This is a genomic window from Gordonia sp. BP-119 (genome assembly GCF_016924115.1).
GTDB lineage: Bacteria > Actinomycetota > Actinomycetes > Mycobacteriales > Mycobacteriaceae > Gordonia > Gordonia hongkongensis.
On record NZ_JAFFZF010000033.1, the window covers coordinates 1 to 12,314 of the forward strand.

The following is a 12,314-nucleotide window of genomic DNA, read 5'->3' on the forward strand; positions in this document are numbered from 1 at the left end:
ACCGAGCGGCTGCACTCATCGATCGGCTACTGCCCGCCCATTGAGTACGAGAGGCGCTACCGTGAGACAGCCACCTCCGAGATGGCGGTGGCCTAAACGAGGTCTCCATCCGATCCAGGACGGTTCATACACCCTGACCACCGGATGATTAACCGGTTGGCGCCGGTGAGGGTGGTGGCGGGTTGCGGTCGCCGGGTTGGGGTATCGGAAAGGTCATCGACGGGCTCGGTGGGGCCGGTGGTGCGAGCCGGTTTTGGGGGTTGGCGCGCAACGCGGCCTCAGCTGCGGCTAGGGGCGCGGAGGCTCTGTCGCGGGCTTGTTGTTCAGTCACAGGCTTGCGGCCGTCGACAGGGACGAGGGTGTACCACTTCTCTGACTCGAGGTAGCGGGTGGCGAACAGGTACCACTGGCCGACCTTGAGAGGTCTGTCGCCGTTGACGGAAATGTAGACACCGTCTTTGACTCCGCCTTGCTGGTTGACTACCACGCTCTCGGGGACTTCACCTTTGATCGCCGTTTTGGTGAGCACGCTGTACTGAGTTTCGGGGAGTGGCCCGAGTGCCTTGGTGCCGGCGGCTGATTCGACGCGGCCGGTGAAGACGTGCGTCGAGATCGCCATCAGGTTGCGTAGGTCAGAGGTGTCGGTGATCGAGTCCGCATGGGCGGTCGAGGTGGCCGTGGCCGATTCGAGGGGAGGGATGCCCTCATTGACGGTTTGTTCGCCGCACGCGGCCAGGGTGGCAGCGGCGAAGATGCCGACGATGCCGAGCGTGAGGGCCGCCGGTCGTGTTGCTCGGTGGTTGGTGGTCATCAGAATCCCCACTTGTTGTGGTAGAGGTCGCGGGTGAGCCCAGTGGGCGTGTAGGACGTTCCGCGGGCCCCGTCATTATCTGCCATCAGGTCGTTGGAGCAGGTGTGGAACAGTCCCAGTGCGTGCCCAATCTCGTGGGCGATCACCCCCGCTCTCCTCGCCGATGAGTAGCCCTGCACGTAGTGCATGTTGATCTGGATAGTGCTGGTCAGCGGCGCGTTGTAGCGCGTGTGCAGCCCAGACCAGCTCACATCGGATCGGTTTTCCGTCGAGATCGCCACATCGGCAACCTCGAACACACCTACCGGCGCGACCGTGATAGGACTGAGTTGGTTCCAGGAGTTCACCGCAGATTGCAGCTCGGCGCCGTAGAGGAAACCGCCGCCGGTGCTGTAGGCGAGGCGCTGCCCATCGACGTCGTTGTTGGGTAGGAAGTAGCCGCCGACGCCCGTGTCCTTGTAGAGCACAGTGCCGCCCTGGAAGTCTTGCGCCCAGACCGAGCAGGTGGTGGTGCGGGTGTCTTCAGTGGGAAACTTGAATCGCCCGTTCTCCCAGCCTGAATCGGCCCAGACGTCGCGGATTCCCAGCCACACGTTTTTAGCTCCGGTCGTGGCCGAGTAGTAGATCGACCCGGCCACCATGTGATTCGCGCGCCCGCCGTTGACGCCGAACTCGCGGGTGATCGGATAGCCCAGATACCCAGTCTCCCAACCTACTCGGCCCCACGCATCGCGAATAAGTCCACCGATCTGGTTGGCATGCCCGCCGGCCACGGCGGAGTGCCAGTAGATCGAGCTGTTCTTGACGAACTTCTGAAACTTGCCGCCGTTCTGGGTGTTTGACTCGGGGATGGTGGCGTTGCCGAAGAAGTTGTAACCACCGGCTTGTTCGTATTCCTCGTGGATCTTCCCGTAGATCCAGTAACCATGGAAGACGTCCGCGCGTACCGCGCCTGCGCCGATCCACATTAATGCGGCAATTACTAACGAGGCCAGGGCAATACCAAACCTACGCACCGTCACCACCTTCACTCGCCCCCCAAGACCAGCAAGTGGTGGACACGCTATCTGCAATGTGTGATCTACGTCAACGAAAATCGGGTACCGCAGATCACTTCGGCACTCCTGCCTCGCACCTACCTGCCCGACTGATGTAGCGGGACGCTGTGGTGACTTTGTCGGCCTCGAGGGCCCGGCCCGTCCAGGTGACCTGACGTGTGAGCGGGAGAGTGTGTCGAGGTTGAAGCTCATTTGCGCGCGGCAATATACGCAGTGGATACTTGTTAGAGTTGTATAATGTTGTATAGTTTTAATCATGGCTGAACAAGGTTTTCTGCGAGTCGCGGAGGCGGCTGCTTATCTCGGGGTGTCCGCCCAGACGCTGCGGCGATGGGATCGTGACGGCACCTTGCCTGCGCTGCGGCGCCCCGGCAGTGATTACCGGTATTACCGGCGCGCCGACCTGGAGCCGTTCCGGCTGGAGTATCGCCGTGCCCAGGAGGCCGCCGCGGCTGGCGCCAACAGCAGTGTGTTCGTCACCGCCAACGCGGACGTCGAGGCCAACGCGGCGTTGCGGGAGCCACAGCGCGAGGCCCACCGTGCTGTGCGCGAGCACTTCGCTGAGAACGCCACCCCGGCGATCGTGCAGATTCCAGTCGGGTGCGGCAAGACCGGCATCATGGCGACTCTGCCCTTCGGCATCGCCCGTGGTCGCACGCTGGTGATCACGCCGAACTTGACGATCCGTAAGGGGGTCGCCGATGCCGTGGACATCACCAGCCCGCAGTGTTTCTGGACCAAGTGTCGGGTGTTGTCGGATTTCACCGCAGGGCCGTGGATGGCCGTCCTGGACGGGCCAAACGCCAACGTCCACGACGCGATCGAAAGTGACTTCGTGGTCTGCAACATCCAGCAGCTGGCCAGCCAGGCCGACCGGTGGCTTCCGCAGTTCCCGGAGGACTTTTTTGACATGATCCTGGTCGATGAGGGCCATCACGCTGCCGCCGAAAGCTGGCAGAAGGTGTTCCGGCGCTTCCCCAATGCCAAGGTCGTCAGCCTGACCGCCACCCCGTTTCGCTCCGACCAGCAGCAGCTGCACGGCGACATCGTCTACCGGTACCCGTTCACCCGGGCGATGATCACCGGCTACATCAAGCAGATCCACTCCCGCAACGTCGCCCCCGCCGAGCTGTACTTCACCTACCGTGACGACACCCGCCGCCACACCCTCGACGAAGTCCTGGAACTGCGCGAGGAGGCCTGGTTCCGCCGCGGCGTGGCGCTGAGTACCGAGTGCAACCGCCACATCGTGGAGGCCAGCATCCAGGCGTGTGACCGGATGCGCGCCCAGACCGGTATCCAGCACCAGATCATCGCCGCGGCCTGCTCGGTCGACCATGCCCGCCAGGTCGCCGCGATCTACAACGAATGCGGATACCGCGCGGCCGAGATCCATTCCGACATGGACGAAAACGACCAGGACGCCGTCATCGCACGGCTGCGCCAAGGGCAGCTCGACTGCGTCGTGCAGGTGCAGATGCTCGGTGAGGGCTTCGACCACCCGCGCCTGAGTGTCGCGGCGATCTTCCGGCCCTTCCGCAGCCTGGCGCCCTACATCCAGTTTGTCGGCCGGGTGATGCGCGTGGTGCAGGAGGCGGCCCCCGAGCACCCCGACAACCAGGGCCACATCGTGTCCCACATCGGACTCAACAACGACGCCCGCTGGTCAGAATTCCGCGAACTCGACCTCGATGACCAAGCCTTGGTGCACGGATGGGTTGCCGGCACCACCGACGATGACGGCGATGGCAACGGTGATGGCGAACCGCGTGCCCGCCGATTCGACGAGGGCATGCTCGTCGACAACGAGATCCTCACCGACTTCGTCGAGCAGACCTACCTTGATCCCACCGACGACCGGGTCCTCGACGAGATCTTGAACCGCGAAGTCGCCCCCGGCATTCGTGTCGGCGACGTCGTTGACCGCGAGCAGCTACGCCAACGCCTGCTGGCGCAGCAGGCAGCAGCCGCACCCCCTGCGCCGCAGCCGATCCCGGTCTCCCCGCAGCGGGCACGACAATCGGCCAAGACCCGGGTCAACCAGCGCACCAAGGCGGTCGCCAACCGAATTCTGGCCGACCTCGACCTCCCGACCCGGGGTCACCAGCTGATGGCCGTCACGGGCGGCCCGCGTCAGCACAACACGGTCATCGCAATCCGCCGTCTGGCCGCGGCGATCAACGAGGCGGTGGGCATGCCCAACGGCACCCGCGGCGAGTGGTCGGGCGAGCAGTTGACCACCATCTTCGAACGCATCGACAAGATCGCCGACACCGTCCGCGACACGTTGAGATCCCAACTGTCCCAACGCGGGTAAAACCTCACCCGTACCGTGCCCCAAAGGAGTCAGCATGCCCACCACCAAAGCGATCCTGCGCCACGTCCGTGTCGAGACGCCCCGCACGAATCACGAGCGTCCGTGCGCCGCCCACCGCAAAGGCAAGAAGGCCCACTTCATCCTGGCCGGTGACACCCACCTGGTCATCACGGAAAACGACAAGGCGATCAGATACTGCCCGCCGGCGGCCGCCGAGATCCTCGACGTCGCTCAACAGGACCTCGCCACGCTGCGCCAGCAGCTCGGCCTGTGACGCCGACGGGCCTATGTCTATCTGGCTAGCTAAAGCCCTGTCCCCCAGCATTTTTCAACTGGTAACGGGACGTGTTGAACTAGGGCGAGTTGCAAGAAGCAGTCCTGATCGACAAGGTCTATCCCAAGCCCCAATCGGTCCATGCCCCGAGTAGCGCGATCACTCCGGCCGTTACGCCAGCCGCGAGCGAGTACGCCCAGCCAGCCCAACGGGTGCGTGCCGGGAGCATAACCGCGATCCCGGGAAGGAGTAGCACCGCCCATGCCAGCAACCACGGAACCCAGTACGTGGCGATGAGCGGCCTGTCCACCGGTGCATCCAGGGGCGCGGCGGTGGGTTCCGACAAGCCCAGCCAGCTCCGTGTCAGATGGGCGAGCGGGATCACGACGAACATCCCGACTACGAAGCCGATGATAGCGGCGGCGACGACCTGGGCCTTGCCTGCACGCGATACGGCGAAAGTGGCTACCATCGACCCACCTTACGGTGAGTCCCGGCTCAATCTATGGCACCGAGGGCCGGTTCGTAAGAGAACTTGTTTAGCGCGAAAATCTCATCCGCAACGGCGGGTTCGTCTCGCGGGAGTCGGTGTACCGGCTGGGCGACTACGGTCCCGATCGCCGCCTGAACAACTGGATCGCTCCGTTCAACTCGATCTACGAGGAGCTGGTCGAGGACCGCGGTCTGGAGTCGGAGACCCTTCCGGTCGCGGCGGTGTACGACCGAGCGGTGAGCGGGTACCAGCGGGCACGCGGGTACCGCGTGTTCCAGGGGATCGTGCGACTGGTCCGCGAGCGCGAGGACCGCCTCACGCAGGCATAACCACGTATGAGCGAAAGCCTCCCGCTGCCTGGGATGTCCGGGCAGCGGGAGGCTTCGTTCCTACTTACCGCTTGGTGAGGCTGTAGCCGAGGGTGTCGGCGAGCATCGTCAGGAGCTGGTGGGCGTTAGGCAGGTGGGCCTCGGCCATTCGTGCTGCAGCTCGTTCGCAGTCGGAGTCGTCGCCGCACAGGCATTCTTCGCTAAGAGGGTGCTCTGAACGACGCGTTGCTGTCGCTAAGCAAGACCAACCCTGGAGCTTTCGATGACGTGGCTTCCAGGTTGTGGAAGTCTTCAGGACTGGATATGGCCATTCGCAATGGCGGTTTCGGGCTCGGCGATGCCTTCGGTGGTGATCGCAGCTTGCTGCCCGACCCTTCCAACTGGCCGGACCGTCGCTCGGGACCCCCGGATAGCACCGATGGCGAGGCTGACAGCTCGCACAGCGGTGATGGATAGTGCGTGTTCCGCTTACGATCACTCCATCGTCACCACTACAAGTGGTCTTGAGGCGGCGATGATCATGCTGACCTGGCGTTGCAGCGCGATGATGAGGTCTTAGAGCTGGTCGACAGCCCAGGAATGCGGGTACTGACGACGAGCAGTGATTCAAACTGGTTTCCGTCAACCAATGTTGACGGATCGCGGAGACACGGGCACGCTGGTCTGCATGAGGACTGGACTGGACCGCGGCGACGACGACGAGACACCAATCGAGCAGCTTTCCCGAGTCGCAGATTGGCGACGGGAGATTGCCCGCGAGGAGGAAGTCGCGGTGCGGCGGGCACGCCTGGCAGGACTGTCGTGGGCAGAGATCGGCACGCTCCTTGGAACGACGAAGCAGGCAATGCACAGGAAGTACCGCCGGGTCGGTTGAGAATTCAACGCACCAGACTCAGGTGCGGTAGGCGTGGGCTCGGTGGTCGATTCTGACAATGACGATGGTGTGGTTGGGGTCGTCGATGCGGAGCAGGATGCGATAATCGCCGCGGCGGGCGCTGTGAAGGTCTGCGAGGTCGTCGCGCAGCGGCTTGCTAAGCCGGTGGGGGTTCTCGGCGAGCGGCCCGGAGATGAATTCGATGACGGCGTGGACGATCCGGGATGGGAGTCGTTGAAGGTCGCGTCGAGCTGGGGATGCGACCTCAACCCGGTACGGGGCGGACGAGTCTGTCGGAGCGTCGCTCATTTCGGCGGCATGCCGTGTTCGGCGCGCAGGTCGTCGATGGAGACGGTCTCACCGGCCGCGTACTCGGCGTCTGCGGTAGCGACGTCGTCGCGGACGCCGGCGCGTGAGAGCCAGTAGATCGTCTCGTGCAGCGATTCGAGGTCGTCGGCCGACATCAGCACCGCGGCGGGTTTGCCGTGCTTGGTGATCGTGATGATGTCGTGCGTGCTCTCGGCGCTGTCGACCAGCGCGGAGAGCTTGTCCTTAGCTTCACCGAGTGGCACTGTCGTCATGGCTACATGATAGCCGCAATACTAGCCTTCCACTAGCCTCGTTTTTAGCCGATAATAGATATTATGTCAAGTAGATGATTGCATACTCATCTGCTGTATTAACCCGCGCCGATCACCCACTACTGCGGGCCCTCGGGCACGACTCGTCCAGCCAGAGAGTCCAGAGCCATGTGGACAGCGGTTGTGGTTCGTCGGACGTCGCCGGTTGCCAGCAGGTCGAGGAGACCGCCACGGAGGACGGCGAGAACAGCCGTCCGTTCACTTTCGGCCTTCGACGTTTGCCGGACGCCTGTCGGTTGCGCCTCGGCGAGCATCGTCAGCCAGTCGTCGACAGTCCCCTGCGCGAACAGGCTCCACGGGCCGTCGGGGTCGGTGAGCGCTCGACCGTAAGCCTCGACCCACAATGCCAGTACCGGTCGTTGCGAAGGCGTGGACAGCCATTCCCACACCGCTCGTGCAACGGCGAAGATATCCCGTGCAGCAGGCTGTTTTGCGAGGACTACGCGCCCCGCCATCGATTCCATCTGGTCGGCGCGAGCGTGCTGCAGCAGTGCCTGGATGAGTCCATCCTTGCTGCCGAACAAGTACAGCAGCACACGCGGACTCGACCCGATCGCGGTCGCCAACGGTCGTAGCGACAGGGAGGCTGCCCCGTTGTCGACGATGTAGGCGTATGCGGCGTCGAGGAGCTGGACTCGACGGGCAGAGCCTGTCGCCAGCTCAGGCCGTGGCGCGCTCACAGAGTTTGTGACCAGGTCTGTTCGACCAGATCTTTTCCGAACAGGCGGCTCGACCACTCGGTGTCCAGCGCGAATCCGGCGTCAATGTAGACGCGACGAGCTGAAGTCAGGGAGTCGACCGTCCAGAGTTCCATCCGCTCATAGCCCGCTCGCCTCGCGAAATCGACGCTGGTCCCGACCAGACGTCGACCCAGCGAGTGCCCTCGCGCCTTCGGATCGACCACGAGCACTCGCAGCTTGGCGGTGCGCTCATCCTGTCCACGAGTGCAGAACACCGAGCCGACCCGCGCGCCGTCGAGTTCGGCGACCCAGCCGGCCTCGGTGTCTTCGTCGTGGTTGCGGGCAAAGGCGGCAACGATGTCGGCGACCAGCGTCTCGATCGTTATGTCCCAACCGAACTCGCGCGCGTACACCTCGCCGTTGGTCTGTACGACCCACCCGAGGTCGCCTGGCTTGCCGAACGGACGGAGCACGACACCACCGGACGGCGGGGTCGACCACGCCGCTGCTGTTCCCTGGGTCATCGCGACCTCCGAGTAATCTCACTGAAACGAGTGTTTCAGTACGGTAACACACGCTGCGCGAATTGAGCCGTGCGACGGCGTTCACCCTCTCTACGTCGGCGGCGACCACGCCGTCGTCACCCGGACGTACAGAGCCCTGGCTGTGGTGACGCGCAGTTCCGACGACTGCTACCTCGCGATCTGGGCCGGCCATTCAGCGTGTCGTGTCTCCCCCACCGGGTGGGCCTCGGATGTACACCCCGAGCTGCGACTACCACCTCTACACCAACAGCTCTCACCACGAGAACGTCTGTCGTGCAGAGTGATACGTGGCCGGTTGGCCGGAAACTGCCGTCAAGCTCTGAAGACGTGAAGGCTGACCGATCACATCCGGTGGTTTCCGTGTTCTACTGGTCACAGGTGACCTCATGCCCGACGGCGTCGACCGTCGGTTTGCCGAGTGCATGGGGATCGAAGTGAGTCTGTACCACGAGGACCGTCTCCTCGAATCCCGCTTGCACCGTGCTGTACCTCTCGCCCAGGTCGACCTGCTACGCCGGAGCGTCCCGTTTGCCCGTGACGTATTCGACCAATTCATCTATTCCGTCACCCAGTACTCAATCGTGGAGGGAACGTGGGACACGTTCGTCGGAGAGAGCCTCCGGTACCTCGCTTTCACCAGTGACGAGCCGGCGAACTCTGTCCCGCCGCTGATCCCCCCGGAGATCGCCGCCACGGTCGCCGACATCATGTCCAGATTTCGCCGCCGAGCACCCGGCGAACCGGTCATCGACGGGCATTCGATGACAACCGTTCATCAGCAGCAGCTCGGTGAAGAGTTGATGTTCGCCCTCGGCGGCGACCACGACGACGGAGTTCATGCTGCGGGCACGCGCGCCTACAGCAAGATGATGTCGGCCCGAATCGGTGACGGTTTTGTCCACCCAGTCGTCGGGAGTCATTTCTGGAGCGACGTATACGCTGCGGAGTCCCGCCACCCAACGATGGGTCCACACGTGACCGTGCTTCCCACGATCGCCGCCGCCGTCGAACGATGGCACGCCTCCCCCGCCGACCGCCCGCGATGCGAACGCATCATCTGCGACCGTGCCCACTCCCGCGGGTGGAAAGACCTACCACCCAGCGATGGCCGGTGGGTGGCCGTGACACCCAGTGGACTGCTCTCATGATGGCGTCGGTCCGGGGCACTGATATTGGGCGACGGTCGCTCGTACAGTGAGGCGATGACGGACTCGCGGCTTCTGCGCTCACTGTCGACACTGATCGGAATCCTCCTGGTCAGTGTTGCGGTCGCGGTACCGACAGCGGTCGCTCTGGCGTGGCCGCTGATCTATCTGTCCGAGTCCGTGCTGCACCTGGGCTGTTCCTCGACCACGATCGATGGGCAGCAGGTGTGGGTCTGCCCCGACGGGATAGGGTACGTGATTCCGGGGGTAGCCCTGGTCGTGCTCTTGACCATCGTCGGCGTCGTTGTCGGTATCTTCGTTCAGCGCGATGCCCTGAGGCCGCCGGCAGCGGCAATCGACTGACGCGGCGGGGCCGGTGTCATCACATCTCTGACGCAGCAGCGCCTTTCGAGGTCAGCTTCCGAGACCAGACGCGATCCGTTCGATCCGCGGCAACGCGATGGCCAGTACCGGCAGATACGGTACCGCCCAGACCGGCGCACCGAAGCTGAGAATGCAGCCACCCGCCACCGGGATCACCTCGTGCCGCGTCGCGTTCACACCCGCCACCTTCCACGCCCACAATCGTCCGTCGACGAACTCGGTGATCTCGAACGGCACGGGTACCCCCGCGACAGTCGTGATCGTTCCGCGTGTCCCAGAGGCCAACTCGACGTCACCGTCTACCTGCGCCCCGAAAACCGTGGGTCCCCATGACGGCCAGGCGTTCACATCGGTGATCGTCGCCCACACTGCGTCAGGAGCCAGATTCATCCGCAACTCTGTCGTCGGCATGCCATGCCGAAAACCAGTGCGAACTCGCAGCACCGACCTGAGCGATGCGGGAGTCGACAAGTTGTGCAACATCGGACCATCGTCGCAGAACAAGGCCCGGCGCGGCCCTCATCGCCTTGTTCCCGCATAGAAACGTGCCGGGTGAACGTCACCGTGCGATCGTTCGCGGTTCCTCGACCCCGGCGAGCTTGTCGGGATTGCGCATCGCGTAGATCTGGTCGATCACGCCGTCGACAATGTGGAACGTGAACACGCCCTGCAGTTTTCCGTCGAAGTACACGAGCATGCCGGGCTCGTGATTGAGCACCGCCACCTCCGCGCGATAGTCGTCGATCGTCGTCCCGAGTCGCGCGAATCCGGTGAGCAGGCGCGCCACCGGCAGCGAACCCTGAATGGGCCGTTTCACCGCCGTGGCCTTGCCGTCACTGTCGGCGGTGAACACGACGTCGGGCGACAGCAGCGCCATGAGCGATTCGACCTCACCTGACTGCGCGGCGGCGAGAAACTCCTCGACAACCGCTCCGGCGCGTTGGGCGTCGACCGGCTCGAACCGGGGCCGCCGCGACTCGACATGCGACCGGGCGCGGTGCGCGATCTGGCGCACCGCGGCCGACGACTTCGAGACCATCGATCCGATCTCGGCGTAGGAGAACCCGAACACCTCGCGCAACACGAACACTGCACGCTCGTCCGGACTCAGCGATTCCAGCACCACCAACATCGCCGTGGACACCGACTCGGCGAGTACGACGTCGTCGGCGAGGTCGCGGTCGTCGAGCAGGATCGGCTCGGGGAGCCACGGGCCGACGTACTCCTCACGACGCCGCGAGCGCGACCGCAGGGTGTTGAGTGCCTGGCGTGTGACGATCTTCGCGAGGTAGGCCTTCGGGTCGGCGACTTCGACGTCGTCGACCTCCGCCCACCTCAGGTAGCTCTCCTGCAGGACATCATCCGCGTCGGCGGCGGAACCGACGATCTCATAGGCGACGGTGAACAGCAACGGCCGCAGTTCTGCGAATCGTGCTGCGCGACGGTCGAGTTGACCGCCTGTCATAGCTACTCCGTTCGTCGACGGGCCGTTCGTCATCGTCCGACCGGTTCACGCTCGGCGGTCGCGCTCTTCGCTGCACCGAACCAGCTGAACTTACCGGGCCGCGCGGCCTCACGCCGGATGTTGGCCACGGTTTCTCGGCACACCAACTCCTTCGTCCAGGCTGCGAGACGACCGGTCACCACCGCCGGCGTCGGCGAATCGTCGCGGCGCGTGAACTGCAGGGTGGCCGCATGTCGGCCGATGCTGGCACACTGCGCGACGAAGCCCTGGTCGACAGGGCTCGGCTGCTCACCGGCGATCTTCGCGAGGACCGCGTCGGCGGCCTGGGCGCCCAGTGGTTCAGCGGCCTGACAGCTCATCCGCAGCGTCATGCCATCAACAGCCACCGCGTCACCGGCGCCGATGATCCGGTCGTCGTCGATGCTGGCCAGGGCGGCGTCGGCGCGCAGGCGGCCGATCTCGTCGGTCTCCAGGCCGCTGGCGGCCGCGAGTTCCGGCGCCTCGAAGCCGGTCGCGAGAACCGTTGCCGCGCTGGGTAGCACGATTCGTTGACCGTCGATGTCGACGGTGACGGTCCGCTCCCCGAGCTCGACCACACGTCCCTGGTCCATGACATCGACACCCAGTCGATTCAGCTGCGTCTCCGTGGCGCGTCGAGCCCGGGCGCTCACCGAAGCCGCGAACTCACCGCCGCCCACCAACCGGACGCTGTGTCCGCTCTCGGCGAGTTCTGCCGCAACCTCGATCCCGGTGAGTCCCCCGCCGATGACGGTGACCGTCTCGTGCGCCGCCAGATCCTCGACGCGTTCGCGCATGCGTTGTGCACTCTCCCAATCGGCGATGAACAGCGCATGGTCCGCGGCCCCTGGGATCTCGGGGGTGCGGTGGCGGGTGCCGATCGCGTAGATGAGGTAGTCGTAATCGAGGTGCGCGCCCGACGCCAGATGGACTCGCCGTGCGTCGGCGTCGATGCGCGTGGCGGTGTCGGCGAGAACGCGGATGTCGTCGGCCAGCACATCGTCGAATGCGATCTGCGGATCACCGGTCCCCGAAACGAACTGGTGGAGCCGTATGCGCTGTACGAAGAACGGCTGTGGGTTCACGACCGTGACGTCGACCGCACGATCACGCCGGAGCCGGTTGGCCGCCATCGCGCCGGCGTAGCCCGCACCCAGTACGACAACGTGCGTCCGCTCCCCGTCAGCCTTGTCGTCGCCGATCTGGTTGATGTCGGTGGTGTTCATGGTCCCGCCTTCCGTGGTGGTGTTCGATAGTGCTCGCCCTCGAGACACCGGCGG

Annotated in this window: 16 protein-coding genes; 6 read left to right on the forward strand and 10 right to left on the reverse strand. The window is 64.5% G+C overall.

All coding sequences use genetic code 11. The annotated features are described in order from the left end of the window. Positions 1–148 precede the first annotated feature (148 nt). A complete protein-coding gene (locus tag JW364_RS17655) occupies positions 149–811 on the reverse strand; it encodes a hypothetical protein (protein WP_055477302.1) in 663 nt (220 codons plus the stop codon). Beyond that, positions 811–1,827, reverse strand: a complete 1,017-nt coding sequence (locus JW364_RS17660; protein ID WP_165630005.1) for a reprolysin-like metallopeptidase — start codon at positions 1,825–1,827, stop codon at positions 811–813. Before JW364_RS17660 ends, JW364_RS17655 begins: the two co-directional genes overlap by 1 nt. Before the next feature lie 298 nt (positions 1,828–2,125). Between JW364_RS17660 and JW364_RS17665 the strand changes: the two genes are divergently transcribed. Both JW364_RS17665 and JW364_RS17670 read left to right on the forward strand, forming a co-directional pair. Then, positions 2,126–4,186 carry a DEAD/DEAH box helicase gene (locus tag JW364_RS17665; protein ID WP_068970440.1) on the forward strand — a complete coding sequence of 687 codons (2,061 nt, stop codon included), beginning with the start codon at positions 2,126–2,128 and terminating at the stop codon, positions 4,184–4,186. 34 nt (positions 4,187–4,220) lie between these two features. Beyond that, entirely contained in the window at positions 4,221–4,460 is a 240-nt protein-coding gene (locus JW364_RS17670; RefSeq protein WP_055477305.1) for a hypothetical protein, read from the forward strand. Between the two features lie 118 nt (positions 4,461–4,578). Here the strand turns inward: JW364_RS17670 and JW364_RS17675 are convergent, their stop codons facing one another. Continuing rightward, positions 4,579–4,932 carry a hypothetical protein gene (locus tag JW364_RS17675; RefSeq protein ID WP_055477306.1) on the reverse strand — a complete coding sequence of 118 codons (354 nt, stop codon included), beginning with the start codon at positions 4,930–4,932 and terminating at the stop codon, positions 4,579–4,581. A 116-nt stretch (positions 4,933–5,048) separates the two neighbouring features. Between JW364_RS17675 and JW364_RS17680 the strand changes: the two genes are divergently transcribed. Continuing rightward, complete coding sequence (locus JW364_RS17680; protein WP_055477307.1) at positions 5,049–5,282, forward strand: hypothetical protein; 234 nt, start codon at positions 5,049–5,051, stop codon at positions 5,280–5,282. A gap of 667 nt (positions 5,283–5,949) precedes the next feature. Next, on the forward strand, positions 5,950–6,156 hold the full coding sequence (locus JW364_RS17685) for a hypothetical protein (protein WP_055477311.1): 207 nt from the start codon (positions 5,950–5,952) through the stop codon (positions 6,154–6,156). An 18-nt stretch (positions 6,157–6,174) separates the two neighbouring features. On the opposite strand, the gene JW364_RS17690 is transcribed toward JW364_RS17685, so the two are convergent. From JW364_RS17690 to JW364_RS17705, 4 genes are all read right to left on the reverse strand, one after another. After that, entirely contained in the window at positions 6,175–6,465 is a 291-nt protein-coding gene (locus JW364_RS17690; RefSeq protein WP_055477308.1) for a type II toxin-antitoxin system RelE/ParE family toxin, read from the reverse strand. Then, complete coding sequence (locus JW364_RS17695) at positions 6,462–6,737, reverse strand: type II toxin-antitoxin system Phd/YefM family antitoxin (RefSeq protein ID WP_055477309.1); 276 nt, start codon at positions 6,735–6,737, stop codon at positions 6,462–6,464. Before JW364_RS17695 ends, JW364_RS17690 begins: the two co-directional genes overlap by 4 nt. A 119-nt stretch (positions 6,738–6,856) precedes the next feature. Further along, positions 6,857–7,477 (reverse strand): TetR/AcrR family transcriptional regulator, encoded by a 621-nt coding sequence (locus JW364_RS17700; protein ID WP_223258858.1) that lies wholly within the window; start codon positions 7,475–7,477, stop codon positions 6,857–6,859. After that, positions 7,474–8,001 carry a GNAT family N-acetyltransferase gene (locus JW364_RS17705; RefSeq protein WP_065631669.1) on the reverse strand — a complete coding sequence of 176 codons (528 nt, stop codon included), beginning with the start codon at positions 7,999–8,001 and terminating at the stop codon, positions 7,474–7,476. The genes JW364_RS17700 and JW364_RS17705 overlap by 4 nt, the downstream gene beginning before the upstream one ends. Before the next feature lie 407 nt (positions 8,002–8,408). Between JW364_RS17705 and JW364_RS17710 the strand changes: the two genes are divergently transcribed. Further along, positions 8,409–9,170, forward strand: coding sequence for a hypothetical protein (locus JW364_RS17710; protein ID WP_068970441.1), 762 nt, complete (start codon positions 8,409–8,411; stop codon positions 9,168–9,170). Positions 9,171–9,224: 54 nt separating this feature from the next. After that, complete coding sequence (locus JW364_RS17715; RefSeq protein ID WP_068970442.1) at positions 9,225–9,530, forward strand: hypothetical protein; 306 nt, start codon at positions 9,225–9,227, stop codon at positions 9,528–9,530. 51 nt (positions 9,531–9,581) lie between these two features. Here JW364_RS17715 and JW364_RS17720 read toward each other — a convergent pair whose 3' ends face one another. The 3 genes from JW364_RS17720 to JW364_RS17730 all read right to left on the reverse strand — a co-directional run bounded on the left by JW364_RS17720 (position 9,582) and on the right by JW364_RS17730 (position 12,260). After that, on the reverse strand, positions 9,582–9,962 hold the full coding sequence (locus JW364_RS17720) for an SRPBCC family protein (protein ID WP_065631666.1): 381 nt from the start codon (positions 9,960–9,962) through the stop codon (positions 9,582–9,584). Positions 9,963–10,110: 148 nt separating this feature from the next. Further along, positions 10,111–11,016: an RNA polymerase sigma-70 factor gene (locus JW364_RS17725; RefSeq protein ID WP_065631665.1), complete on the reverse strand. Its 906-nt coding sequence runs from the start codon at positions 11,014–11,016 to the stop codon at positions 10,111–10,113. Between the two features lie 29 nt (positions 11,017–11,045). Next, positions 11,046–12,260: an NAD(P)/FAD-dependent oxidoreductase gene (locus JW364_RS17730; protein WP_065631664.1), complete on the reverse strand. Its 1,215-nt coding sequence runs from the start codon at positions 12,258–12,260 to the stop codon at positions 11,046–11,048. Positions 12,261–12,314: the final 54 nt, after the last annotated feature.